This window comes from Roseomonas sp. AR75 (assembly GCF_005222815.1).
In the GTDB taxonomy this organism is placed as follows: domain Bacteria; phylum Pseudomonadota; class Alphaproteobacteria; order Acetobacterales; family Acetobacteraceae; genus Falsiroseomonas.
Map to the genome: position 1 here is coordinate 362,632 of NZ_STGB01000002.1, position 24,453 is coordinate 387,084.

Sequence of the window (24,453 nt, forward strand, 5' to 3'; positions counted from 1 at the left end):
CCAGGCTCAGCGCCTCGGCGGCACTTGCTGGGCGGGCGCGGCGGGGCGCGCACCCGGCGCCTGCGGCTGTTCGGCCAGCAGGGCCACGCGCTGGAAGCCGGCGGCGCTGACGGTGCCCATCACCTCCATCACGCGGCCATAGGAGATGGCGCGATCGCCGCGGACGAAGATGCGCCGCTCCGGCTGGCCGGCAGGCTGGTTGCGCAGGATCGCCTGAAGCTGCGGCACCAGGTTCTCGATCGGGACCTCGGTCTCCTGCAGGAAGATCCGGCCCTCCGCATCCACCGTGATGGTCAGCGGTTCCTGCTCCTGGTTGAGCGGGGTCGCGGTGGTGCGCGGCAGATCCACCGGGACGCCGACGGTCATCAGCGGCGCGGCCACCATGAAGATGATGAGCAGCACCAGCATCACGTCCACCATGGGCGTGACGTTGATCTCGCTCATCGGGCGGTAGCGTCGCCCGTTCCGGCCGCCATTGCCGCCCATCAGCCCGCCGGCCATCGGCCTACTCCGCCACCGGCGCCGGCGCGCTGCGCGCGGGGCGCCCCGGCTCGGCCGCCGCTTCCGACTGGCGCGTCAGGATCGCGGAGAATTCCGCCGCGAAGCCTTCCAGCCTTCCGGCGAAGCGGGCGAAGTCGCTGCTGAACTTGTTGTAGGCCATCGTCGCGGGAATCGCGGCGACCAGGCCGATCGCGGTGGCAAACAGCGCCTCCGCGATGCCGGGCGCCACCACGGCGAGCGAGGTGTTCTGCATGCCGGCAATGGCGCTGAAGCTGTTCATGATGCCCCAGACCGTACCGAACAGACCGATGAAGGGGGCGGCGGAGGCGATGGTGGCAAGGAACACCATCCAGCGCTCCAGCCGCTCCATCTCCCGCGAGATGGCGACGGACATGGCGCGCTCCACGCGTTCCTTGGTGCCGAGCACGGCGAGTTCCGAGCCGAAGCCGCGGCCGGTCGAGCGCTTCCATTCGCCCATCGCGGCGCCGAACACCGCGGCCATGGGGTGCGTCGGCTGCTCGCCTTCGCGCGTGTAGAGCTCCTCCAGGCTGCCGCCCGACCAGAAGCGGTCCTCGAACCCATTGGCGGCGCGACGGATGCGACGGAGCGTCGCGACCTTCTCGAAGATGATGGCCCAGACCCAGACCGAGGCGAGCAGCAGGGCGATCATCACGCCCTTCACCACCCAGTCCGCCTGGAGGAAGAGCCCCCAGAGGGACAGGTCGTGCGCCGCCTGGCCGAGCGGGGTCTGACTCACATTGCCCAAGGCCTGGGCCTCCTTTCCGTCGCGCGGGCCGTGCTTCGGAGCGGCCGCGTCAGTCGCCGCGCTCCGCCAGCTTCCCGCTCAAACTCGTCCGCCAGGGTTTGGGAATCCTGGCAGGCTTCAATCCATCCGCCGCGTCGGCCGGGCTCGCGAGGCTGCCCTGCACGCAGACCAGCCCGACCAGCAGCCGCGCCAACTCAACCCCGTCCCCCTCCCGGACGACCCGCTGATCCAGGTCGAGGGTGGCGGCGCGCAGCGCGCGAATCCGGGTCTCGACGATCAGCAGGTCGTCGAGCCGGGCCGGGCGCACATACGCCACTTCGATGCGCCGCACCACAAGCATCGCATTGTAACGCTCCATCATAAGCGCATGGGGCAAGTGCATGGCACGCAAGGATTCGGTCCGGGCGCGCTCAGCCCATCGGAGGTAGTTCGCGTGGTAGGCCACGCCCCCCGCATCGGTATCCTCGAAATACACCCGGACCGGAAAACGGTGGCTCTGGGTCATGTTTGTGGCCTCGGACGCTGGGCGCGGCTTCCGGCCGCCTGGCTTTCGCGCCTCAGACATGGCGCGCGCGGACCCTCAGTCCCGAGCCGCGCGGGGCCGCTTCGCGGCCCTGACCGATCCGGGGCTGTGCGATCACCCCTCCCCCTCCCCCGGCGGCGCCTGGGCCAGCAGGTCGAGCTGCGCGCCGAGGCCAGCGGGCGGCATCAACCCCAGGTGGCGCCAGCCGGGCTCGCCGAGCATCCGGCCGCGCGGCGTTCGCAGGACCAGCCCCTCCTGTATCAGGAAGGGCTCGACCACCTCCTCCAGCGTGTCGCGCGATTCCGCCAGCGCGGCGGCCAGCGTCTCCACCCCGACCGGCCCGCCATTGTGATGCTCCGCAATGCGGCGGAGGTAGCGGCGGTCCTGCGCGTCGAGGCCGAGCCGGTCCACTTCCAGCCGCGCGAGCGCAGCGTCCGCCATGGCGCGGTCCGCGGCGCGCCCGGCAGCCTGGGCGAAGTCCCGCACCCGCCGCAGCAGCCGTCCGGCCACGCGCGGCGTGCCGCGGGAGCGGCGGGCGATTTCCAGCGCGCCATCCTCGGCCAGGCCGAAGCCCAGCTTCTCGGCGCCGCGCCTTACGATCAGCAACAATTCGTCGACGTCGTAGAACTGCAAGCGCAGCGGGATGCCGAAGCGGTCGCGCAGCGGCTGGCTGAGCAACCCTGCCCGCGTGGTGGCGCCGACCAGGGTGAAGGGCGGCAGGTCGATTCGCACGGTGCGCGCCGCCGGCCCCTCGCCGATGATCAGGTCGAGCCGGAAATCCTCCATCGCGGGATAGAGCGTCTCCTCGATGGCGGGTTGCAGCCGGTGGATCTCGTCCACGAACAGCACGTCGCGCGGCTGCAGGTTGGTCAGGATCGCGGCCAGGTCGCCGGCGCGCTGCAGGATGGGGCCGGAGGTCGCGCGGAAGCCGACGCCCAGTTCGCGCGACACGATCTGCGCGAGCGTCGTCTTGCCGAGGCCCGGCGGACCGAACAGCAGCACATGATCCAGCGCCTCGCCCCGCTGCCGCGCGGCGCTGACAAAAACCTCGAGATTCTCGCGCAGCGCCTTCTGGCCGATGAAGTCCTTCAGCGTCTGCGGCCGCAGGCTGCCTTCGGTCGCGTCCTCCTCGCTGCGCGCGCCGCTGGTCAGGCGTTCCTCGCTCCCAGGGGCACTCATCGTGGCGCCATCTCCTTCAGCGCCTCGGTGATCAGCGCCTCGAGCGCGGCCTCCTTGCCGACGCGCTTGGCGGCGCGCGCGACGGCCGCACTCGCCTCGGGCCGCTTCATGCCGAGATTGACCAGCGCGGAGACGGCATCGGCCTCGCCGCCCTCCGGCGCCTGCACGGCGATGGCGACGCCGCCGAGCCCGTCGGCCTCCGGCGTGGCGCGGCCGACGGCCCATTTCTGCATCGCGGGCTCGTCGATGATGCGGTTGGCGGTGGCGGCGCCGAGCCCCTTCACCTCCGAGAGCTTCTTGCGCTCCTTCGCCGCGATGGCGGCGGCGAGCTGGTTCGGCGTGAGGCCCGACAGCACCAGCAGCGCCTTCTGCGGGCCGACGGTCTTCACCTCGATCAGCGCCCGGAAGGCCTCGCGCTCGGCGGCGTCGAAGAAGCCGTACAGCGTGATGGCGTCCTGGCTGACGCGGGTCTCGACCAGCAGCCGCTGCGCGCCGTCGCGGCCGGTGAGCTTGTCGAGCGTCTTGCGCGAGCAGGCGACGAGATAGCCGACGCCGTTCACGTCAAGCACGCAGCCATTCTCATGGACGCTTTCGACGATGCCGCGGAGGGAGCCAATCATGCGCGGCGGCTCCGGCCAGCGCTAGTAAGACCCCCACCCCGACCAGCCTTCGGCCTCGCGGCAGTGCCGCAAGCCCCCGCTTCGCGGGAGAGGGAGCAGAGGCGCGACCCACTCCCTCTCCCGCTTGCTGGGGAGGGTTGGGGTGGGGGTTCGATCCGCGCGCCCATCATGCCCGCGCCCTCCGGCTCATCCCCGCGCGCTCCGCGCGACCGCCGCCGAATACGCATTCCGCGTGCTGCGGTGATGCGCGTGGCAGATCGCGATGGCCAGCGCATCGGCGGCGTCCGCGCGGCGAAACGTCACGCCCGGCAGCAACTGCCGCACCATCGCCTGCACCTGCTCCTTCGCCGCGTGGCCCGTGCCGACCACCGCGCGCTTCACCTCCATCGCGCCGTATTCACGCACCGCCACGCCGGCCAGTGCCGGCGCCAGCAGCACCACGCCGCGCGCCTGGCCGAGCTTCAGCGCGCTTTCAGGGTTGCGCGCGACATAGGTGTGCTCCACCGCGGCCTCGTCCGGGGTCCATTCAGCGAGCACCGCCGCCAGGCCGCGATGCAGCGCCAGCAGGCGCACGGAAAGGTCCTCGCCGGCGCTGGTGGAGACCACGCCGTCGGCCAGGAAGCGCAGGCGGAAGCCGTCATGCTCCACCAGCCCCCAGCCAGTGTGCTGCAGGCCGGGGTCCAGCCCCAGGATGCGAATCGGTGCGCCCGCCATGCTCCCTGCATAGACCCACCGGCCCAGGGAAAGCACGCCCGTCCCAGGGGAAGACCCGCAGGCTGCGCCTCGTTGCGTGGTGCGCTAGGTTCGCCCCCGAATGCACCCGGCCGGAGTCCTGCCCATGCCGATACGGTCTGCCCATCCGACCGCTTCCGGTCGCCGCCGCCTGCTGCGCGGCGCGGCGGCGGGCGCGCTCGCGGCCGGCCTGCCCGGCTGCGCGCTGCCGGTGCGGGAGCCGCCCGTGCCGCGTTACCTTACCGGCACCGCCCGCGTACTCGGCGTGCCGAACGAGCGCTTCCGCCCCGACCAGCCGAACGGCTTCGAGGCCTTCGACGCGGAGGCGAGCGCGGCGCTGCGCCGGCAGGCCGCGCGTCGCGGCATCGCGCGGACGTCCGATCTGTCGGGGCTCAACCTGCTGGCCATCTCGGGCGGCGGCGAGAACGGCGCCTTCGGCGCGGGGCTGCTGAATGGCTGGACCGCGCATGGCAACCGGCCGGTCTTCGACCTGGTCACAGGCGTGTCCACCGGCGCGCTGACAGCGCCCTTCGCTTTCCTGGGCAGCGCCTGGGACGAGAAGCTGAAATCCGTCTACACCGACATCACGCCGGAGCGCGTGGCGATCCGGCGCTGGTTCACCGCGGCGCTGTTCGACGACGCGCTGGCCGACACCGCGCCGCTCTTCGCGATGATCTCGGAATACCTCGACGACGCCATGATCGCGGCGATCGCCGAGGCCTATGACGAGGGGCGGCTGCTGATGGTCGCCAGCACCGATATCGATGCGCAGGTGCCGGTGATCTGGAACATCGGCGCCATCGCCAAGAGCGGACACCCCAGGGCGCTGGACACGGTGCGGCGCATCCTGCTGGCCTCCGCCGCCATCCCGGGCGCATTCCCGCCGGTGCTGTTCGACACCGAGGTCGATGGCGTGCGCCACCAGGAGATGCATGTGGATGGCGGCGCCTTCGCGCAGGCCTTCCTATACCCCGCCGCGGCCACGCGGGCGCGGCGGGACGCGCTGGCGAACAATCGCCGTGTCACGCCGGCGACGGCCTGGATCATCCGCAACGGCCGCATCGACCCGGAATGGGCCGATACCACGCGGCGCACCGTCTCCATCGCCGGGCGCGCCGTCTCCACCATGATCGCGGCAAGCGGCTACAACGACGTGGTCCGGATGTATTTCGCCGCGCAGCGCGACGGAATCGATTTCAACCTGGCCTATATCGGGCGCGACTTCACCGCCGAATACACCGTGCCCTTCGAGCAGGCCTATATGCGGGCGCTCTACGAATACGGCTTCGAACGCGCGCGCCGCGGCTTCGACTGGACGCTGATCCCGCCGGGCGCGGCGTGAGGATCAGTGCGGCCGGCTGCGCGCCGCGCGCACCTCGGCCACGGCGGCGCCGAGCGAACGGTTCAGGCTCTCGATTCGCGTCACCAGCTCCAGCCAGTCCTGGATGCGCAGCAATTCGTCGCTGCTGAACAGCAGCGGCAACAGGCCGGAGGCGCGGACGAGGCCGAGCAGCAGCGCATCGCGCGGCTCCGGGATCTCCTCCGCCAGCAGCAGGCGGCGCAGGCGCGCGCGGGCATCCTCCGCCATCTCCCGCCCCGAGCCCTTCGGATGCCGCCGGTCGGGGAAGACCCAGAGCACCCGCCCCTCCTCCCGCCGCAGCACGCCGGAAGCGACCAGGCGATCGAGCAGCGCCTCTCGGGCCGCCGGCACCTCCCGCGCCAGCAGAACCAGCGCCCCGCGCGCATCTCCGGGCGCGCCCGGGGTGTCGAGCGCGGCGAGGATGCGGTCGGCGACCTTGTCCCAGGTGGGGGTGCTGTCCACCACCCAGAGCCGGTCGCGATCCGTGTCCACCCGCCCGGCCAGCGCCAAATCCATGATCAGCGCGCCGGCCAGCGCGAGGTCCGGCGCCATGCCGAGCCGCCCCACCGGCCGCCCCGTCTCGTCGTCCAGCGACAGCAGGACGATCTCCTCCGCGAGGGTCGGGGCGGGGGCGGCGGTCATTGCGCCAGCGCGGCCGACCAGGGCGACATCGCGTCGCTGACGCCGGTGCGCATGCCGTCCGGCCCGATGGCGATCAGGTTCGGGCAGGCATAGTTCACCGGCAGCACCGCGTGCTCGACCGCCTGCAACGGGCCGGCGGCCTCGGCGAGCGCCGCGAGCGATTCGGGCGCGAGCCGCGCATCGGCCATCACCCCCTCCGGCCCCGAGACGTCGATGCGCGGCTGGTGCGCGGCCTGCGCCGGGTCCATGCCGAAGCCCGCGACGAAGGACAGCATCTGGAAGACGGCGGCCAGGATGCGCCGGCCGCCCGAGGCGCCAAGCGCGATCGCAGGAACGCCCGCCGCATCGGTCGCGATCACCGGCGACATGTTGGTCAGCGGCCGCTTGCCGGGCGCCATCGCATTGGGCGTGCCGGGGCGCGGATCGAACCACATCACCCCGTTGTTCATCAGCACGCCCGAGCGCGGCAGCACCACGCGGCTGCCCATGGAGGAGAGCAGCGTGGTGGTCATCGAGACCATCATGCCCTCCGCATCGCAGACGGTCAGATGCGTGGTGCAGCTGTCCGCGCCCTTCGGCTCGGCATCGCCGAGGCCGGAAAGGCGCTCGGCATAGGCGCCCTGCACGGCGCGGGCGAAGGCAAGGTTCCAGCCGGGTGAGGGTTCCTTCCCCGACCAGTCGGCTGCCTCCATCAGCGCCATGACGCGGCGGAAGGTCGGCGCGGCGGTCAGGCCGTTGGAGAGATGCACGGTGCGGCCGCGCCAGGGCACCGAGACGGCGGGCAGGAACCGGGCCCGGCAGGCGGCGAGATCGGCCGCGGTGAGCAGCGCGCCCGCCTCCCGGCAATCGGCGGCGATCGCCTGCGCGACCTCGCCTTCGTAGAAGTCGCGGAAGCCGCGGCGGGCGAGCTGCTCCAGCGTGTCGGCCAGCGCACCGAGGCGGAAATAGCCCGGCGCACCCTGATAGGGCGGCACGGGCGGCAGTCCGTTCGGCAGATAGATCCGGGCGGATTCAGCGTAGAGCCGCAGCACCGAGGCGGAGTTCGCGACCTTCAGCGTGGTGAACCAGTCCTGCGGCAGGCCGCGCCGGGCCAGCGCGATGGCGGGCGCGAGCACATCGGCCACGGGCAGCTTGCCATGCTTCGCGTGCAGCGCCGCATAGCCCGCGACCGAGGACGGGATGACGAAGGAGAGCGGGCCGTGGATGTTGCGGTCGCCCTCCACCTCCGGCCAGGTGAAGAGGTCGCTCTTCACGCGGCCGGTGAGCGGGAAGGCCGAGGGATCGAGGCCGGCCGGCGCCACCGGGCCGAAATCGAGCGTCTCGGCGGCCTGCCCGGGGGCGGCGACCTGCGCGAAGCCGATGCCGCCCAGGCCGGAATTCCAGGGCTCCATGGCGGCGAGGGCGAAGGCGGTGGCCACAGCGGCATCGGCCGCATTGCCGCCGGCCTCCAGCATGGCGATGCCGGCAAGGGCGGCGTCGCGGGACTGGCTGACCACCATGCCGCGGCGTCCGCGGGCGGCCGGCTTGGTGACCTGCCAATGCTGGGTGAGATGGGCGGGCGGGTCGTAGTTCAGGGGCATGCGGCGTTCCTTTCCGCCGGCCAGGATCGGCCCCGGCCGCGGGGCCGGCAAGCGGGGCGGCGGCGCCGACGCCTCAGCGCCGCTGGCGACGGCGTGCCTCGATGGCAGTCTCGAAGTCGAAGCCCTCATGCCAGGCGATATGCGCTTCCAGCGCCGTGCGCGCGCCATCCGCATCGCCGCCTTCCAGGCAATCGAGCAGCGCGCGATGCTCCGCGACGATGGTGCGCGAATCGCGCACGCCGAGGCCGAGCCCCCACACCACGCAAAGCTGCCGCGCCAGGCCCAGCCACAGCGCATGCAGCGCGGCGTTGCCGGAAAGCCGGCAGAGCTCCCCATGGAAGGCGGCATCGGCCGCGACGGCCGCGGCGGTATCGGCCTCTGCCACGGCCTGCTCATGCGTCTCGGCGGCGCGGCGCGCGCCCTCCAGCGCGGCGGCGCGCATCCCCGCGGCGACGATCTCCCGCAACGCCAGCGTCTCCAGCGCATTGCGCACCCGGAAGAGTTCCGCGACGCCCTGGCTGGTGACCTGCATCAGCCGCATGCCCTTGTAGGGCGTGCTGACGACGATGCCCTGGCTTTCCAGCAGGCGCAGCGCCTCCCGCACGGGCACGCGGCTGATGCCGAGGTCGCGGGCGATCTCGGCTTCCACCAGGCGGTCACCCGGCAGGAAGGCACCCCGCGCGGCGGCAGCGACCACGGCCTCGGCGGCCTGTTCCACCATGGTGCGGGGCTGCACCGGGGAGAGCCGGCGGGCCGGGCCAGGTCCACTTGGCAAACCGTGGCGCGGCGTGACGGAGAAGGGGCTCACGATGACGGGGGTTCCCGATATTGTGATTAGTCTACTTTCTATCTCTTTGTTGACCAAGTCCAGTCATGCCGAAACTGAACCTTTTTTCGGCGCGTGCCCTGCCGCACTACTTCGGGTGTGTTCAGAACTGATTTCTCTCGCAAGAGTTGTGCGCCGCGGGCCGCTGCGCTGAACACGCCGGAAAACCCCGCCGCCCCCTCCGCCCCCTTGCCTCTGCTGGCGATTGCCCGCAAACCCCGCCGCGCCGCCGCCCCGCCTTGGGTGGACGGCCAGGAACGGAGTGAACGACAGGTGGCAGGAACGGTCCGGATCGGCGGCCTCGGCGTGGCCGCCGCGCTGCGCGATTTCATCGAGAACGAGGCGCTGCCCGGCACCGGCGTGGAGCCGGCCCGGTTCTGGTCCTCGCTGGAAGCGATCCTGCGGGACTGGGCGCCGCGCAACGCGGCGCTGCTGGAAAAGCGCGACGCGCTGCAGGCGAAGATCGACGCCTGGCACCGCGCCAACCCCGCGCGCCCGGTGGACCTCGACGCCTACAAGGCGTTCCTGACCGAGATCGGCTACCTGCTGCCGGAGCCGGCGGATTTCACCATCGGCACGACCGATGTGGACCCCGAGATCGCGCAGATCGCCGGGCCGCAGCTTGTCGTGCCCGTCTCCAACGCGCGCTATGCGCTGAACGCGGCGAATGCGCGCTGGGGCAGCCTGTACGACGCGCTCTATGGCACCGATGCGATCGCCGAGGATGACGGCGCGGAGAAGGGCAAGGGCTACAACCCGAAGCGCGGCGCCCGGGTGATCGCCTTCGCGCGGAAGGCGCTCGACCAGGCCGCCCCGCTGGCCGGCGGCGCGAGCCATGCCGAGGCGACGAACTACGCCATCGAGGGCGGCGCGCTGACCGTCACGCTGAGGGATGGCCGCAAGGTCGGCCTGGCACGGCCGGGCCAGTGCGTCGGCTACCAGGGCGATGCCTGGGCGCCGACCGCGATCCTGCTGGTCAACCACGGCCTGCACATCGAGCTGCATGTCGACCGCACCAGCGCGATCGGCAAGGACGATCCCGCCGGCATCTCGGACGTCGTGCTGGAATCCGCGCTGACCACCATCCAGGATTGCGAGGATTCCGTCGCGGCGGTGGACGCCGCCGACAAGGTGCTGGTCTATCGCAACTGGCTCGGCCTGATGAAGGGCGACCTGACGGCCGAGCTCGAGAAGGGCGGCAGGACCATCACGCGCCGGCTCAATCCCGACCGCATCTGGAAGACGCCCTCCGGCGGCGCCGTGACGCTGCATGGCCGGTCCGTGATGCTGGTGCGCAATGTCGGCCATCACATGATGACGGACATCGTCACCCTCGACGGAGCGGAGGTGCCGGAGACGGTGCTGGACGCCATGGTGACGGTGGCGATCGCGCTGCACGACATCCGCGGCAAGCGCCTGAACTCCCGCGCCGGCAGCGTCTACATCGTGAAGCCCAAGATGCACGGGCCGGAGGAGGTGGCCGCCGCCGACGCGCTGTTCGCGAAGGTGGAGGATGCGCTGGGTCTGAAGCGTGCGACCTTGAAGATGGGCATCATGGACGAGGAGCGGCGCACAACGGTCAACCTCAAGGCCTGCATCAAGGCCGCGAAGGACCGCGTGGTGTTCATCAATACCGGCTTCCTCGACCGCACCGGCGACGAGATGCACACCTCGATGGAAGCCGGCGCCATGGTGCGCAAGAACGACATGAAGGGCCTGCCCTGGATCAAGGCGTACGAGGACTGGAACGTCGATGTCGGCCTGGCCTGCGGCCTGCGCGGGCGGGCGCAGATCGGCAAGGGCATGTGGGCGATGCCCGACATGATGGCCGCGATGCTGGAACAGAAGGTCGGCCACCCCAAGGCCGGCGCAAACACCGCCTGGGTCCCCTCCCCCACCGCCGCGACGCTGCATGCGCTGCACTACCACGAGGTGGATGTGGCAGCGCGGCAGGCGGAGCTTGCCGGCGGCGGGCGCCGCGCGAAGCTCGACGACATCCTGACCGTGCCGCTGGCGCGCGAGACGAACTGGGCGCCGGCCGATGTGCAGGCGGAGCTCGACAACAACGCGCAGGGCATCCTGGGCTATGTCGTGCGCTGGGTGGACCAGGGTGTCGGCTGCTCCAAGGTGCCGGACATCAACGATGTCGGGCTGATGGAGGATCGCGCGACGCTGCGCATCTCCTCCCAGCACATCGCCAACTGGCTGCGCCACGGCATCTGCTCGAAGGAGCAGGTGATGGAGACGATGCAGCGCATGGCGGCGGTCGTGGACCGGCAGAATGCCGGCGACCCGGCCTATGTGCCGATGGCGCCGGGCTTCGACGGCGTCGCCTTCAAGGCGGCCTGCGACCTGGTCTTCGAGGGTGCGGCGCAGCCGAACGGCTACACCGAATTCGTGCTGACCCGCCGGCGGCGGGAAGCGAAGGCGGCGTGAGCCGGCGCGGCGCGGCGCGCGCCTGACAGCGCGCCGTGGACCCCGCCATCCTCGCGGAGCTGCATCGGCGCTATGCGGAGCCGCATCGCGCCTTCCATCGCTGGCCGCGCGTGGCCGAGCTGCTGGCGCAGGCCGAGGACGTGGCTGCCGCCATCGCGGACCGCAGCGCCTTCATCCTGGCGGTGCTGTTCCACAAGGCGGTGTTCGACCGCCGCGAAGCCGATTGCGCGAAGCGCAGCGCCGCGCTGATGCGCGAGATGCTGGGCAAGGGCGTGGCGGATTGGACGCTGGCGCGCGCCGAGCGGCTGATCCTGGCGCTTGAAGCGCAGAAGGTGCCGGAGACCCGGGACGTCTCGCTGCGCGGCGACGCGGCGCTGCTACTCGACATGGACAATGCGGTGCTGGGCACCGACGCCGCCGAGTTCGACGCCTATGAGGCGGGCTACCGCGAGGAGTTCGCGCATCTGCGCGAGGACAACTACCGCCTGGGCCGCGTCGCGGCGTTGCAGATGCTGCTGTGGCGCGAGCGCATCTTCCTGACCGACCGCTTCTACCTGCCGCTGGAGAAGCGCGCGCGGCGCAATGTCGAACGGCTGCTGACGAAGCTGGAGGGGCGGTAGCACCCGGCGGCTACGCCTGCTTCCGCCCGCCGATCGCCAGCACCGTCCCCAGCAGCGCCAGCCCCGCCGACATCGGCGCGAAGCCCTCGAAGCCCCAGAGCGCGATGACCAGCCCGCCCACCGCCGCGGCGGCGAGCCAGCCGATGGACGCGGAGGTCACGTTCAGCCCCAGCACGGTGCCGCGGATCTCGTCCGGCACATTGCTCAGCACCGCCATCAGGCAGGGGCGGGAGACCGAGGTCGCCATGATGAAGGCGAAGCCGAGTGCCGCCGTCATCACCACGCCGCCCTGCCACAGGAACAGCGGCAGCGAGACCAGGCCGGCGCAGGCCAGCGCGCCAGCGAAGGTCAGCAGCCGGTTCGGCAGCCGGTCCGCGAGTTGCCCGCCGAGCAGCGTGCCGAGGATGTTGCCCAGAGCAAACAGCGCGAGCGGCAGCGCGACGCCCGCCAGCGAGATGTCGTACGACATCTGCAGGAAGGTCGGGAAGAAGGTGACGGCGAGCGCGTAGCAGCTGCGCTCCGCCACGCCCATGGTCAGCAGCCGCAGCACGCGCGGCGAGAGCGCGGCGCGATAGTCGGTGCGCCGCTTCGCGCTGCCGCCGCGCTGCGCGGCCGGCCGGCGCGTGGTCAGCACCATCCCCAGCGCGGCCAGCAGCGCCATGCCGCCGACCACCAGGCTGACGCCGCGCCATCCGATCAGCGCCCCGATCCAGGCCGCGCCGGGCACGCCGAGCAGCAGCGCCATGGATTGCCCGGACAGAGTCCAACCCAGCGCGCGGCCGCGCTGCTGGTTCTCGACGCGGGAGGAGACCTCCGTGACGAGCGTGGCGGAGATGCTGCCGGCCGCGGCGCCGGATGCCGTCGCCCAGAAGGCCACCGCCCAGAAGCTTTCGGAGAGCGCGACGGCGGCCATGCAGATGGCCAGTGCGATGGGACCGCCGATCAGGAAGGGCCTGCGGCCGATGCGGTCCGACCAGGCGCCCGCGACCAGCGAGGCGAGGCCCCAGGAGATCGCGTTCAGCGCCATGATGTTGGCGGTGAGCGAGAGGCTCACCGCGAGGTCCACCGCCATGTCCAGCAGGAACGGCGCGCGGCTGCTGCCGCTGGAGGAGAGCGCGAAGAAGGTGAGCGCCGCCGCGACGATCAGCGCCCACGGCATCGGCGCGCCTTTCATATTGCGCCCTCAGGCGCCGGGCACGGCCTCCGGCCGCTTGGCTCGCCGCACTGGCGGCGGGCCGCGTTCGCGGCCTCGGCCTGCCGCGTAGGCCGCCAAAGCTTCATGGAACTTAGCGGCCGATCAACCGCCATCCACCGACAGGATCTGGCCGCTGACCCAGTTGGCCTGCTCGCTCGCGAAGAACAGCACGCCGTTGGCGATGTCCTGCGGCGTGCCGAGGCGGCGCATCGCGATGCCCTCGACCAGCGCCTTCTTGCCGGCCTCGCCATAGCTTTCGAACTGCACGATGGTCGCGGGGTTGGACAGCACGAAGCCCGGCGCAACGCTGTTCACGGTGATGCCGAAGGGGCCGAGCTCGCGCGAGAGCTGCTTCGTCAGCCCGACCAGCGCGTGCTTGGCGGCGCAATAGGCCTGGATGCCGGTCTTGCTCGGCTTGATGCCGGCGCCTGAGCTGATGGTCACGATGCGCCCGCCACCGGCCTTCTTCATCCCCGGCACCACGGCGCGCGCCAGGTTGAAGGCGGCATGGGCGTTGATGTCGAAGATCGCGTGCCAGTCCTCCTCCGGCACTTCCTCCACGGGGCGCATCACCTGGCCGCGCACGCCGCCAGCATTGCAGACGAGCACGCCGACGGGGCCGCCGGTCGCCTCCTCGATGGACTTGATCCATTTGGCCGCGGCGCCCTTGGCGGTGAGGTCGAAGGCAGCGGTGGTGATGCCGGTGCCCTGCTTCGTCTCCGCCAGCTCGGCCTCCGAGAGATCGCAGGCGAAGACGCGCGCGCCGAGCTTGTCGAAGCTCTGCGCGATGGCGCGACCGAAGCCGTGGCCGGCGCCGGTGACGGCGACGGTGACGCCGTCGAAGCGGATGTTCATGTCAGGCCCCTCGCCAGTTCCGTGAGATTCTGGTCGGACATCGGCCGCTCGCCGCGCTCGCATTGCTTGATCATCGCGATCAGCCGTTCGAGCGTCGGGCAGGCGATGCCGTGCGTCTTCCCGATGGGGATCACCACGCCGATCTGCGCATCGGCGGGGGTCGCGCGATGGCGCACCCACAGGTCGCGCCAGATGCCGGAATGGGTCTTGGCGTTGGGGCGGTTGAACCGCTCCAGCGCGGCGACGGATTCGCGCGCGGCGGCCTCGCCCGCGCCGGGCATGAAGGCCGCGGGATCGAAGCCGTTGAAGCCGAGCGGGCGCACGCCCTCGGCGCGCGCCACCGCCATCACCTCGCCGCAGAGCGCGCGGATCAGCGGCAGCAGCTCGGGCCGCGCGAGGGTGTCGGCGATGCCCTTCTCCGCCAGCCCCTGCATGTAGAGCAGCGAGGAATAGGCCAGCTTGCCCCAGAGATAGCCCCAGATGTTGTCGGTCAGCACCGCATCCGGCTCGAAGGTCTCGCGCAGCAGCGCGTGCAGCGCCTCGACGCGTGGCGTGCGCGCGCCGTCCAGCTCGCCCACTACCACCGCGCCGCGGTTGCCGTAGAGGATGCGGCCCGGCCCGAGCCAGTCGGCGCCGAAATTGACGAAGGCGCCCATGGTGCGCCCGGCGCCGCAGACCTCGGCAATCACGCGCTCGCACAGGCCGTTCTGCAACGACAGCACGTAGCCGTCGGGGGCGAGATGCGGCAGCAGCTGGCGGCAGGCGGCTTCCGTGTCGTGCGTCTTCACGCAGAGGAAGATGCGGCGGAACACGCCCTGCACCGTGTCCGGCGTGAAGGCGGGCGCCGTCACGCCGAAGGATGCCACCGGGCCTTCGATGGCCAGACCCCGCGCGGGATCGGCGATGGCGGCGACGTGGTCCGCGGCGATGTCCACGAACACCACGGCGTGGCGCGCGCGGACGAGGTGCGCGCCCACGACCCCGCCGATCGCGCCGGCACCCCAGACGAGGATCGGGCCGCGATCCACGGCCTCCCGCGCATGCGCCTTCTCGGCTTCCTTCGCCATGCGCCGATCCCCCGCCCGCCTTGTCCGCGCAACCCGCGCATGCGCCCGCCGCGCTTGTGCCCGCGGCTGGCGACCCGTCAGATGCCTCCACGCTAGCCGGGATAGGCGGAAGGTCAATGCGGGCGCCTCGCGCCAGATGAGGTCGTCGGACACACTGCGCGGCGCGGCCCTGATGGCCGCTGCGGCCGCGATCTTCGCGCTGGAGGCGGTGGTCCTGCGCTACCTGTCGGCGCGCGGCGTGCCGGTGGGCGTGCAGCTCTTCGCGCGCACGGCGGGGCAGCTTCTCTGGGTGCTGCCGATCATGCTGGCGATGGGACCGCGCGTCTTCCGCACGCAGCGCCTGCCGATGCACCTGGCACGCGGCGCCTCGTCGCTGACTTGCTGGGGGCTCTACTACCTCTCGCTGACGATGCTGGACTTGGCGACAGCCACGGCGCTGAGCTTCACCGCGGTGATGATCACCGCCGTGCTGGCCGGGCCGGTGCTGGGCGAGCGCGTCGGCGCCTGGCGCTGGGCCGCGGCGGTGATCGGCTTCGCCGGCATCGTCCTGATGCTGCGGCCCGGTGGCGGCGCCGATCCGCTGGGCGCCGTGGTCGCCATCGCCAGCGCGGTCGCCTGGTGCGGAATCACGCTCACCTCGCGCAGCCTGACGCATACCGACATGACCGCGACCATCATGGCCTGGGTCGGGCTGACCACCTTCCTCGGCGCGCTGCCGGTGGCGATCCTGACCTGGAAGCCGATGGCGCTGGCGGATGCGGCGGTGCTGGCGGCGATCGCGCTGGTCACGCCCTCGCTGATCTGGCTGACGACGGAGGCGCTGCGCATCGGCGAGGCCTCCGCCATCGCGCCGTTGCAATACCTGCGCCTGCCCGTGCTGGCGCTGGCGGGCTGGCTGGTCTGGGGCGAGGCGCCGGATGCATGGAGCTGGGTCGGCACCGCCGCGATCCTCGCCGGCGCGCTGCTGGTGACGGTGATGGAGGCGCGTCGGCGATGACGACCCCGCCGCTCGCGGCGATGACACCGCTCGCGCGCGCGGCGCTGCTCGCCGTCGCCTCCGCCTTCCTGTTCAACCTCGAGACGGTCGTGGTGAAGGCGATCGAGGGCGTGCCGCTGGCGACCATCGTGCTGGCGCGCGCGGTGGGGCAGCTCGCCTGGGCGATGCCGGCCTTCGCGCGCGATCCAATCGGCGTGATGCGCACAGGGCAGCTGAAGCTGAACCTGCTGCGCGGCGCGCTCTCCGGCATCTCCTGGTACATGTATTTCGTGTCCTTCGCGATGCTGCCGCTGGCGACGGCGACCGTGCTCTCCTTCACCTCGGTGCTGTTCGTCACGGCGCTCGCTGGCCCCGTGCTAGGCGAGGTGGTGCGCTGGCGGCGCTGGACGGCAACGCTGGTCGGCTTCGCCGGCGTCGTCGCCATCGTGCGGCCCGGCACGCTGGAGGTGGGCTGGCCAGTACTGGCCGCGATCTGCTCGGCCTTCCTCGGCGCGGGCATCGTGCTCACCACGAAGATGCTGGCGCGCAGCGAGCGCACCATCACCATCATGTTCTATATCGGCCTGGTGACCACCGCGCTGGCGCTGCCGGTCGCGCTGCCCGGCCTCGCCTGGCCCGGCTGGTGGAATCTTTTTCTGCTGTTTCTCACCGCGACCTGCGGGCCGGCAGCGATGATCCTCTGGATCAACGCGCTGCGGCTGGCGGATGCCAGCGTCGTCGCGCCGGTCGGCTATGTGCGGCTGGTCTTCGCCGCCGCCTTCGGCGTGGTGCTGTTCAACGAGATCCCGGATGTGTGGCTCGGCATCGGCGCCGTGCTGATCGTCGGCAGCGCGCTCTACATCACGCAGCGCGAGGCGAAGGTGGCGCAGCGCAAGGCGGCGCCGCTGGTCGCGGCACCCGCCATCCCGCCTCAGCGCGGCCCGGCCGAAAGCGCGTCCTCCAGCGCCGACGCATCCAGCCCGAAATCGCGATAGCCCTGGCGGAGATGCGCGACATACCAGGCATCGGGCGGGCCCGGTCGGTGCACCTGCTCCAGATAGGTCCAGGCCTCCGTGAAGCCGGCCACGGGCTGCGGCAGGCGGATGCGGATTCGGCGATAGATGCCGAGTGCGGTGCCCTCCGCCCGGTCCAGCGCGCGCAAATGCCGCGGCAGGATGCGCCACAAGCCCAACGGCACGGCGGCAGCCTCGTCGCGCGCGATGGAGGCGTAGCGGTTCACCACCAGCCGCCAGCCCGGCAGCAGCACCGCGCCGAGCGGCGCGGCACCCGGGCAGCGCGTGGCGTGGCGCATGCGCGCATGATCGAGATTGCTGCCGTAGGCGGCGTAGGGAAGCGTCGGCTCCATCGCGCCGCAGGCTCGCGCCGCCGCGCGGTGCAGGCAAGGATCGGGCGATGATCCTCGCGCTGGAGGCGCTGCCGCTCGTTCTGCTCGTGGTGCTGCTGGTCTCCGGCAAGGCAGGACCGGTGCCGGCGGTGCTGGCCGCGCTGGTCGCGGCGCTGCCGGCGGTGCTGCTGGCGCTGCCGGACAGCGTCGCGCCCGCTGCCTTCTTCGCCGAGCAGACGCTGCGCGGCGCCTTCCTGGCGGCCAGCCCGATCGGCGTGGTCGCGGGCGGGCTGCTGTTCCACGCGGCGGTGCAGCGCGCGCCGGCCTCCGGCGTGCGGCGTGAGGCGACGCCCTGGCGCATCCTGGCGGCGACGCTGCTGGCCGGCGCCTTCCTGGAAAGCGTCACGGGCTTCGCCGTCGGCGCGGTCTTCGCGCTGTCCACGCTGCGCGGCATGGGCCTCGGCGGCGCACCGGCCGGCGCGATGGCGCTGCTGTCGCTCAGCCTGGTGCCCTGGGGCGGGCTCGGGCCGGGCACCGCGCTCGGCGCGGCGCTGGTCGGGCTGCCGGCGCAGGCGGTGGCGGCGCTGACGGCGTGGCCAAACGCGCTCTGGTATCCGCTGCTCGGGCCGGTGCTGTGGCGGCTCTGCGCGTCCGCAGGAATCGCGGTGACGCCGGCCGATCGGCTTGCGCAGATGCTGGTGCTCTGCGCGGTGTCCGCGCTGCTGCTGGCCTGCCACGCGCTGTTCCCCTTCGAGGCCGCGGGCATCGTCGCCACCGGCCTGCCGCTGCTGGCGGTGCTCTGGCGGCTCGATCCGCCGCGCGACGCAGAGGGCTGGCGCGCGGCGTTGCGTACCCTCGCACCCTATGCCGGGCTGACCGTCGCGCTGCTCGCGGGCCGCGCCTGGTCGGGCGCGCCGGCCTGGACACCCTTCGGCGACCTGCCCGCCGTGCCGCTGACGCATGTGGCGTTGATCCTGTGGCTCGTCGCCGGCGCCCTGCTGCTGGCGCTGCCGGATGGCGGGGCGCGGGCGAAGGCGGCGCTGCTGCGCGCGCGGCGGCCAGCGCTGGCCATGCTGCTGTACGTGATTCTGGCGCGCTGGCTGGCGGGATCAGGCGTTGCGGCCTCGCTGGCGGAGGCTGCGGCGCAGGGCCTCGGCCCCCTCGCGCCCTATGCGGTGCCGGTGCTCGGGCTCGCCTCCGGCATGGTGACGGGCAGCAATGTGGGATCGAATGCGGCGCTGATGCCGGTGCAGGCGGCGCTGGGCCAGGCGGCGGGTCTGCCTGCGCTGCTGGCGCCCTCGCTGCACAATTTCGCGGGCTCCGCCGGCGCGGGCATGTCCTTCGCGGTCACCGCGATGATCTGCGGCTTGCTGGCCGACGGCACGCGGCCGGCGGCGATCTGGCGGCTGCTGCTGCCCTCGATGGCAATGGTCGTCGCGATCGGCTGGCTTACGGTGTGGTGGCTGGGATGAGCCGCCCGGCGCCAGCCAGAGCAGCGCGGCCGGCCTCGCTTGCAGCGATCAGCAGGCGGCCGTCGGGCTGCCAGCGGAACACCACCAGGCCGCGTTCCGTCGCCTCCTCCCAGACCGTCAGCCGCGGGCAGGAGGTGCGCCAGGCCTCGATCACCTCGGCATAGGGGCGCGGGGCGTCGGCGACGCTCTGCACGAGGTCCAGGATCAGCGGTTCCAGCGCGTCGTTCATGGCGTCCTCCTCAGGCTCATTCGAACAGCAGCCAGCCGCCCTGCGCCAGGTAGAACGCGGCGATGGCGGTCACGATGCGTCCGGCCCAGCGGCGATAGGCCTCGTCGGTCAGCGCGGCGAGCAGGGGCTGGGCCAGCACCGTGCCGACCAGCGCGGCGATCACGGCACCGCCGGCAGCCAGCGGATCCAGCGTGCCGGGGGCGGCGATCAACGCGCCGAAATACAGCAGCTTCAGCGCATGGCCCTGCACCTGGCAGACCGCCTTGGTCGCGACGATGGCACGCCGGTCCAACCGCCCGCCCAGGAAGAAGCGGTCGAGCAGCGGCCCGGAGACGCCGGTCAGCAGCATCAAGGACATGCTGGCGATGCCGAAGCCGAAGCCGTGCGCCGGTCGATCCGCATCGGGCTGCAGACGCGGCGGCAGCGCCATCAGAAGGAAAGGACTGAGGCCGAGCGCGATCAGCGCCACCGGCTTGGCGGGCACGAAGCGCAGCAGCGACCAGAAGGCGGTGGCCGCGAGGCAGCCCAGGCCGAAGACGGCGGCGACGCGCCAGCGGACATGCTGCAGGCCGAAGGCAGCGCGCCAGGCGTTGGAGGCGATCTGCGTCACGGCATGCAGCGCCATTGCCGCCGGCAGCGGCAGCAGCACCAGCAGCACGCCGATCAGCAGCAAGCCGCCGGCCATGCCGAAGACGCCGGAGAGCATCGTCGTCGCGATGGTCAGCGCCCAGATCAGCGAGAGCAACGGCAGGGTCATGGCGGCAACCTCCTTCCGCTTCTGCTTGCGCCCGCGGTAAGCCTTGCACAAACTGCGTTTTCTCAGGCTGAGGCTCAGTTTTCCTGATGCTGCGTTCCAGATGCTGCCGGCGTCGCGGCAACCCTTCCTGAACGGCATCCGCGCCTTCGAGGCGGCGGCGCGCGCCGGCAGCTTCGTGGGCGCCGCGGCGGAGCTGCATGTCACCCCCGCCGCGGTCAGCCGCCTGGTGAAGCTGCTTGAGGAACGCATGGGCGTTCCGCTCTTCGCCCGCCATGCCAACCGCCTGGCGCTGACCGAGGCCGGCGAGCGCTACCGCGACGGGCTGGTGCCGATCCTGGCCGCGCTCGCGCGGCTGACGGAGCAGGTGGCGGAGCAGGCCGGACCGCAGCCGCTGACCATCGGCGTCGGTCCCACCTTCGCCATACGCTGGCTGATCCCGCGCCTGGCCGCCTTCCAGCGCCAAGCTCCAGGCGTGGAGGTTCGGATCACCACCGGCGGCGCCGCCGCGCCCTTCTCGGAAAGCTGGAGCGGCGGCATCCGGCTCGGCGGCGGCGACTGGCCGGGGCTCGTCGCGCATCACCTCTTCGCCGCGGACCTGCTGCCGGTCTGCACGCCGGCTCTGGCGGCACGGCTCGCCGCGCCGGCAAGCCTTCCGCCGGGGATGCTTCTGAGGGTATCGCATGCGCCGCAGGACTGGCCGCGCTGGCTGGAAGCGGCGGGCGTCCCGGGCATGGCGGCGCAAGGGTCGGTCTTCGAGTTCTATGGCCAGGCGCTGCAGGCCGCGGCCGATGGGCTCGGCATCGCCATGGGGATCCGCCCCTATGTGGATGACGACCTCGCCTCGGGCCGGCTGGTCGCACCCTTCGCGACGACGCTGCCCAAGGGCGGCGGCTGGTACCTGGTGCATCGTCCAGGCCGGGAGGCCTCGCCCGCCTTCCGCGCCTTCCGCGACTGGCTGCTGGAGGAAGCGGCACGGCCTTCCGCGGCGCGCGCATTGCAGGATTGACAGCCTTCGGAAAGTTTCGGCGCGCCTGATCTCCCGCTAGCGTTGTTGCGTCAGTTGCGCGACCGGGCTCGGTCCGCCCGTGGAAGAGAGACCGACGCATGGACGCCCTGATCGGCCAATGGCCGCAGTTCCTCGAGATCCTCTGGCTGAACGTCATCCTCTCCGGCGACAATGCCGTGGTGATCGGCCTCGCGGCGGCCGGCCTGCCACCGCATCTGCGCTCCCGCGCCGTGCTGTTCGGCATCGTCGCCGCGGCGGTGCTGCGCATCGTCTTCTCGATCTTCGCGACCTTCCTGCTGAGCCTCTGGTGGGTGGACATCGTCGGCGGCCTGGCGCTGCTCTACATCGCCTGGAGCTTCTGGCGGGAGTTGCGGCACGGCGGCGAGGATGCCGAAGGCGAGCATGACGGGCGCGAGAAGACGCTGATGGCGGCGCTCTGGCAGATCATCGTCGCCGACGTCTCCATGAGTCTGGACAACGTCCTGGCAGTGGCCGCGGTGGCACGCAACAACCTGACCATGCTGGTCACCGGCCTGATGGTCTCCATCGTGCTGATGGGCCTGCTGGGCGGCGCGCTGGCGCGGCTGCTCGACCGCTACAAGGTCATCGCCTATGTCGGGCTGGCGCTGATCGCCTGGATCGGCGTGGAACTGCTGTGGGAAGGCGTTGCCGCGGCGAACGACGCGCTGCATCTCGGCCTGCCCCTGCCCCACCACGGCACGGCGCACTGAAGGGCCGCGGCGCCGCGCGGGATTGAGGGGTCGCGCCGCCTCTCCTATACGGCGCCCCAGGGCGCGCGCCGGAGCGCGCGCAATGGGGAGACGCTCGATGAACCTGACCCGCCGCCTGGCGCTGGCCGCCCTGCTCGCCGCGCCCTTCGCTGGTGCGCCCTTCGCCACCCCGGCGCTGGCGCAGACGCAGATCACCATCCAGCACCCGCTGCCGCTGAACAGCCACTACGGCGCCGGCGCGACTGCCTTCAAGGAAAGCCTGGAGCGCGCCACCAACGGCCGCTACCGCGTCACCATCCAGCGCAACGACAATGAGCGCGAGGCGATCGAGAGCGTGCAGATCGGCACGCTGGACTGCAACATCACCTCCACCGGGCCTGTCGGCAACTTCGTGCCGGACGTCCGCAACGTGGACGTGCCCTTCCTGTTCCGCGACTACGCCCATGCCCGCGGCGTGCTGGACAGCCAGATCGGCCAGGAGCTGCTGGCGAAGTTCAACGCGCGCGGCCTGGTCGGCGTGGTCTGGCTGGAGAACGGCTTCCGCCACCTGACCAACTCCCGGCGCGAGGTGAACACGCCCGCCGATGTGCGCGGCCTGAAGGTGCGCACCATGGAGAACCAGGTGCATATGCGCGCCTTCACCACGCTGGGCGCGCTGCCGACGCCGATGGCCTTCAGCGAGCTGGTGCCGGCGCTGCAGCAGGGCACGGTGGACGGGCAGGAGAACCCGATCCCGGTCATCGTGGCGAACAACCTGAACCAGGTGCAGCGCTACCTGACGCTGACCGGCCATGTCTATTCGCCGGCCCTTCTCATCTGCAATCCCGGCGTCATCTCCCGCCTGTCCGCGGCCGACCGCACCGCATTCATGGAAGCCGCGAAGGCTGCGCAGAAGGCGAATCGCGACCGCGTCTCGGCCGACGAGGCCTCGGGCGTGGACGAGCTGCGCCGCCGCGGCATGACGGTCGTGACCAATGTCGACAACGCCGCGTTCCAGCAGGCGCTCCGGCCGGGCGCCTCGCAGATCGAAAGCGGGCTCGACAGCGCGCTGCTCGGGCGCATCCGTAACTGGCAGCCGGGGCAGTAAGGCAAGGATACCCGGCCTTCCCCGGCATGCCGGGGAAGGCTGATTCCGCCGCGGACCACCCCGCGCCATGAACGCGATGAACACCTTGCCGCTGCAGGCGATCGGCGCGGCCACGCTGCTGGTCGTGGCGCTCGCGGCTTGGCTCGGCACGGGCGGCGGCATGCGGCGGCGATTGCGCGACGCAGTGCTGGCGCTGGATCGCGTCACGACGGGCATCGCCGGCATCGCCGCCTGCCTGGCGCTGGCGGTCGCGGTCGCCGCGGGGCTCTGGCAGGTCTATTCCCGCTTCGCGACGGAGACGCCGGCGATCTGGTCGGAGGCGCTGGTACGCACCGCGCTGATCTGGATGGCCTATCTGGGCGTGGCGCTGGCGCTGCGCGGCGGCGCGCTGGTGTCCATCGACGTGGCGCACCGGATCAGCCGCGGCGCGCTGCGGCGCGCGCTGGAAGCGGCGGCGCTGGCCTGCTCGCTCTCGCTGATGGGCGTGATGTTCTGGTTCGGCTGGACCATGGCGCAGCGCGTCACGTTCCAGGAGATGGCCGGCCTCGAGGTCTCGATGTCCTGGGGCTATGCGGCCATTCCCATCGGCGCGGTCTTCGCGATGGTCGGCGCCGTCGCGCATTTCCTCGACCGCCGCGACACCGAGCTGGAGTCCGCCACATGAGCGGCGCGATGCTGACGGTCATGCTGGTGCTGTTCGCCGCTTCCGTGCCCGTGGCGGTCGCGATCGGTATCGCGGCGGTGGTCGGCATCCACGGCTACACGAACTTCCCGCTGATCGTCGCGGCGCAGCAGCTTTTCGTGGCGCTCGACAAGTTTCCGCTGGCGGCGATCCCCTTCTTCATCCTGGCGGGCAACCTGATGGAGGTGGGCGGCATCTCCCGCCGCCTGGTGGATTTCGCGAAATCCATCGTCGGCGGCATCCAGGGCGGGCTGCCGGCGACCTGCGTCGTCACCTGCATGATCTTCGCGGCCATCAGCGGCAGCAGCGTGGCGACCACCTTCGCCATCGGCTCCATCATGATCCCGGCGCTGGTGCGCGCCGGCTACCCCGCGCCCTTCGCCGCGGCGCTGCAGGCGACGGCGGCGGAGCTCGGCGTGGTGATCCCGCCCTCGATCCCGATGATCCTCTACGGCGTCACGACGCAGGTGAGCATCCCCGAGCTGTTCATCGCGGGCTTCGGGCCGGGCATCCTGATCGCCGCGGCGCTGGTGACGACCGTGCTGGTCTGGTGCCGCATCAAGGGCTGGGGCAAGCAGGATGCGGAGGGCAGGCTGCCGGTGCTGGTGGCGCTGCGCCAGGCAGGCTGGGCGCTGCTGATGCCGGTGGTCGTGCTCGGCGGCATCTATGGCGGCGTGACCACGCCGACCGAGGCGAGCGTGATCGCGGTGGCCTATGCGCTGCTCGTCGGCCTGCTGGTGCATCGCGAGATCGGCCTGCGCGACCTCTATCCGATCTTCCGCAAGTCGGTGGTCAGCAGCGCGGTGATCCTGTTCATCATCGCCTGCGCCGGCACCTTCTCCTGGCTGCTGAACCGCCAGGGCGTGCCGGACGCGGCCGCCGCCTGGCTGGTGGAGACCTTCGACGGCGCGGGCTGGTACCTGCTCGGCGTGAACCTGTTCCTCTTCGTCGTCGGCATGTTCGTGGAGACCTCGGCCAGCATCATCGTGCTCGCGCCCGTCCTGCAGGAGGCGGCGGGGCGCTTCGGCATCGACGGCGTGCATTTCGGCACGATCATGGTGGTGAACCTGGCGATGGGCATGATCACGCCGCCCTTCGGCGTGAACCTGTTCGCCGCGGCGCAGGTGGCCGGCATCGGCATCGACCGGATGATGCGCTACCTGCCGGTCTTCATCGGCGTGATCTTCGCCTGCCTGATGGTGATCACCTATGTGCCCTGGATCAGCCTGGCGCTGCCGCACCTGGTGTTCCGCTGAGGCGGGGCGC

26 protein-coding genes are annotated in these 24,453 nt (G+C 71.6%); 11 read left to right on the plus strand and 15 right to left on the minus strand.

What is annotated here, in order from left to right; genetic code table 11:
• Nucleotides 1-6: 6 nt before the first annotated feature.
• The 6 genes from tolR to ruvC form a co-directional block, all read right to left on the minus strand.
• Nucleotides 7-501, minus strand: a complete 495-nt coding sequence (gene tolR / locus E4T13_RS09645; protein WP_240791061.1) for a protein TolR — start codon at nt 499-501, stop codon at nt 7-9.
• A 4-nt stretch (nt 502-505) separates the two neighbouring features.
• A complete protein-coding gene (gene tolQ / locus E4T13_RS09650; RefSeq protein WP_137178060.1) occupies nt 506-1,267 on the minus strand; it encodes a protein TolQ in 762 nt (253 codons plus the stop codon).
• 49 nt (nt 1,268-1,316) lie between these two features.
• Nucleotides 1,317-1,772, minus strand: coding sequence for a YbgC/FadM family acyl-CoA thioesterase (locus E4T13_RS09655; protein WP_137178061.1), 456 nt, complete (start codon nt 1,770-1,772; stop codon nt 1,317-1,319).
• 132 nt (nt 1,773-1,904) lie between these two features.
• Entirely contained in the window at nt 1,905-2,969 is a 1,065-nt protein-coding gene (gene ruvB, locus E4T13_RS09660) for a Holliday junction branch migration DNA helicase RuvB (RefSeq protein WP_137178062.1), read from the minus strand.
• Nucleotides 2,966-3,589: a Holliday junction branch migration protein RuvA gene (gene ruvA, locus E4T13_RS09665; protein ID WP_137178063.1), complete on the minus strand. Its 624-nt coding sequence runs from the start codon at nt 3,587-3,589 to the stop codon at nt 2,966-2,968. Before ruvA ends, ruvB begins: the two co-directional genes overlap by 4 nt.
• 186 nt (nt 3,590-3,775) lie before the next feature.
• The gene (gene ruvC / locus E4T13_RS09670) at nt 3,776-4,303 is read right to left on the minus strand and encodes a crossover junction endodeoxyribonuclease RuvC (protein ID WP_137178064.1); all 528 of its coding nucleotides are present in this window, start codon (nt 4,301-4,303) and stop codon (nt 3,776-3,778) included.
• Nucleotides 4,304-4,427: 124 nt separating this feature from the next.
• Here ruvC and E4T13_RS09675 point away from each other — a divergent pair, with 124 nt between their 5' ends.
• Entirely contained in the window at nt 4,428-5,663 is a 1,236-nt protein-coding gene (locus E4T13_RS09675) for a patatin-like phospholipase family protein (RefSeq protein ID WP_137178065.1), read from the plus strand.
• A 3-nt stretch (nt 5,664-5,666) separates the two neighbouring features.
• Here E4T13_RS09675 and E4T13_RS09680 read toward each other — a convergent pair whose 3' ends face one another.
• The 3 genes from E4T13_RS09680 to E4T13_RS09690 form a co-directional block, all read right to left on the minus strand.
• Nucleotides 5,667-6,323: a GPP34 family phosphoprotein gene (locus tag E4T13_RS09680; protein ID WP_137178066.1), complete on the minus strand. Its 657-nt coding sequence runs from the start codon at nt 6,321-6,323 to the stop codon at nt 5,667-5,669.
• A complete protein-coding gene (locus E4T13_RS09685) occupies nt 6,320-7,903 on the minus strand; it encodes a gamma-glutamyltransferase (RefSeq protein WP_137178067.1) in 1,584 nt (527 codons plus the stop codon). The genes E4T13_RS09680 and E4T13_RS09685 overlap by 4 nt, the downstream gene beginning before the upstream one ends.
• 73 nt (nt 7,904-7,976) lie before the next feature.
• Complete coding sequence (locus tag E4T13_RS09690) at nt 7,977-8,639, minus strand: GntR family transcriptional regulator (RefSeq protein WP_137178068.1); 663 nt, start codon at nt 8,637-8,639, stop codon at nt 7,977-7,979.
• Nucleotides 8,640-9,002: 363 nt separating this feature from the next.
• Between E4T13_RS09690 and E4T13_RS09695 the strand changes: the two genes are divergently transcribed.
• Nucleotides 9,003-11,165: a malate synthase G gene (locus E4T13_RS09695; protein WP_137178069.1), complete on the plus strand. Its 2,163-nt coding sequence runs from the start codon at nt 9,003-9,005 to the stop codon at nt 11,163-11,165.
• A 35-nt stretch (nt 11,166-11,200) separates the two neighbouring features.
• A complete protein-coding gene (locus E4T13_RS09700; protein WP_137178070.1) occupies nt 11,201-11,785 on the plus strand; it encodes a hypothetical protein in 585 nt (194 codons plus the stop codon).
• 10 nt (nt 11,786-11,795) lie between these two features.
• Here E4T13_RS09700 and E4T13_RS09705 read toward each other — a convergent pair whose 3' ends face one another.
• The 3 genes from E4T13_RS09705 to E4T13_RS09715 form a co-directional block, all read right to left on the minus strand.
• Nucleotides 11,796-12,944 (minus strand): MFS transporter, encoded by a 1,149-nt coding sequence (locus E4T13_RS09705; protein WP_170984903.1) that lies wholly within the window; start codon nt 12,942-12,944, stop codon nt 11,796-11,798.
• Nucleotides 12,945-13,082: 138 nt separating this feature from the next.
• Nucleotides 13,083-13,835 (minus strand): SDR family NAD(P)-dependent oxidoreductase, encoded by a 753-nt coding sequence (locus E4T13_RS09710; RefSeq protein WP_137178072.1) that lies wholly within the window; start codon nt 13,833-13,835, stop codon nt 13,083-13,085.
• Nucleotides 13,832-14,902, minus strand: coding sequence for a ketopantoate reductase family protein (locus E4T13_RS09715; RefSeq protein ID WP_170984904.1), 1,071 nt, complete (start codon nt 14,900-14,902; stop codon nt 13,832-13,834). Before E4T13_RS09715 ends, E4T13_RS09710 begins: the two co-directional genes overlap by 4 nt.
• Nucleotides 14,903-15,038: 136 nt before the next feature.
• Here E4T13_RS09715 and E4T13_RS09720 point away from each other — a divergent pair, with 136 nt between their 5' ends.
• Together E4T13_RS09720 and E4T13_RS09725 are read left to right on the plus strand one after the other, a co-directional pair.
• Nucleotides 15,039-15,899: a DMT family transporter gene (locus tag E4T13_RS09720; protein WP_256370441.1), complete on the plus strand. Its 861-nt coding sequence runs from the start codon at nt 15,039-15,041 to the stop codon at nt 15,897-15,899.
• Entirely contained in the window at nt 15,896-16,873 is a 978-nt protein-coding gene (locus E4T13_RS09725; RefSeq protein WP_240791062.1) for a DMT family transporter, read from the plus strand. Before E4T13_RS09720 ends, E4T13_RS09725 begins: the two co-directional genes overlap by 4 nt.
• On the opposite strand, the gene E4T13_RS09730 is transcribed toward E4T13_RS09725, so the two are convergent.
• Nucleotides 16,810-17,244 (minus strand): gamma-glutamylcyclotransferase family protein, encoded by a 435-nt coding sequence (locus E4T13_RS09730; RefSeq protein ID WP_137178074.1) that lies wholly within the window; start codon nt 17,242-17,244, stop codon nt 16,810-16,812. The two genes, E4T13_RS09725 and E4T13_RS09730, sit on opposite strands and share 64 nt — an antisense overlap.
• A gap of 47 nt (nt 17,245-17,291) precedes the next feature.
• Between E4T13_RS09730 and E4T13_RS09735 the strand changes: the two genes are divergently transcribed.
• Nucleotides 17,292-18,695, plus strand: a complete 1,404-nt coding sequence (locus tag E4T13_RS09735; protein ID WP_137178075.1) for an L-lactate permease — start codon at nt 17,292-17,294, stop codon at nt 18,693-18,695.
• Here the strand turns inward: E4T13_RS09735 and E4T13_RS09740 are convergent.
• Both E4T13_RS09740 and E4T13_RS09745 read right to left on the minus strand, forming a co-directional pair.
• Nucleotides 18,673-18,924, minus strand: a complete 252-nt coding sequence (locus tag E4T13_RS09740; protein WP_137178076.1) for a hypothetical protein — start codon at nt 18,922-18,924, stop codon at nt 18,673-18,675. The genes E4T13_RS09735 and E4T13_RS09740 overlap by 23 nt on opposite strands.
• 16 nt (nt 18,925-18,940) lie before the next feature.
• A complete protein-coding gene (locus E4T13_RS09745; RefSeq protein WP_137178077.1) occupies nt 18,941-19,681 on the minus strand; it encodes a TSUP family transporter in 741 nt (246 codons plus the stop codon).
• Nucleotides 19,682-19,781: 100 nt separating this feature from the next.
• On the opposite strand from E4T13_RS09745, the gene E4T13_RS09750 reads away from it, so the two are divergent.
• The 5 genes from E4T13_RS09750 to E4T13_RS09770 all read left to right on the plus strand — a co-directional run bounded on the left by E4T13_RS09750 (nt 19,782) and on the right by E4T13_RS09770 (nt 24,443).
• The gene (locus E4T13_RS09750) at nt 19,782-20,687 is read left to right on the plus strand and encodes a LysR substrate-binding domain-containing protein (RefSeq protein ID WP_137178078.1); all 906 of its coding nucleotides are present in this window, start codon (nt 19,782-19,784) and stop codon (nt 20,685-20,687) included.
• 98 nt (nt 20,688-20,785) lie between these two features.
• Nucleotides 20,786-21,418 (plus strand): TerC family protein, encoded by a 633-nt coding sequence (locus E4T13_RS09755; RefSeq protein ID WP_137178079.1) that lies wholly within the window; start codon nt 20,786-20,788, stop codon nt 21,416-21,418.
• 97 nt (nt 21,419-21,515) lie between these two features.
• Entirely contained in the window at nt 21,516-22,505 is a 990-nt protein-coding gene (locus tag E4T13_RS09760; RefSeq protein WP_137178080.1) for a TRAP transporter substrate-binding protein, read from the plus strand.
• 67 nt (nt 22,506-22,572) lie between these two features.
• A complete protein-coding gene (locus tag E4T13_RS09765) occupies nt 22,573-23,169 on the plus strand; it encodes a TRAP transporter small permease (RefSeq protein WP_240791063.1) in 597 nt (198 codons plus the stop codon).
• Entirely contained in the window at nt 23,166-24,443 is a 1,278-nt protein-coding gene (locus E4T13_RS09770) for a TRAP transporter large permease (protein ID WP_137178081.1), read from the plus strand. The genes E4T13_RS09765 and E4T13_RS09770 overlap by 4 nt, the downstream gene beginning before the upstream one ends.
• The last annotated feature ends 10 nt before the right edge of the window (nt 24,444-24,453 follow it).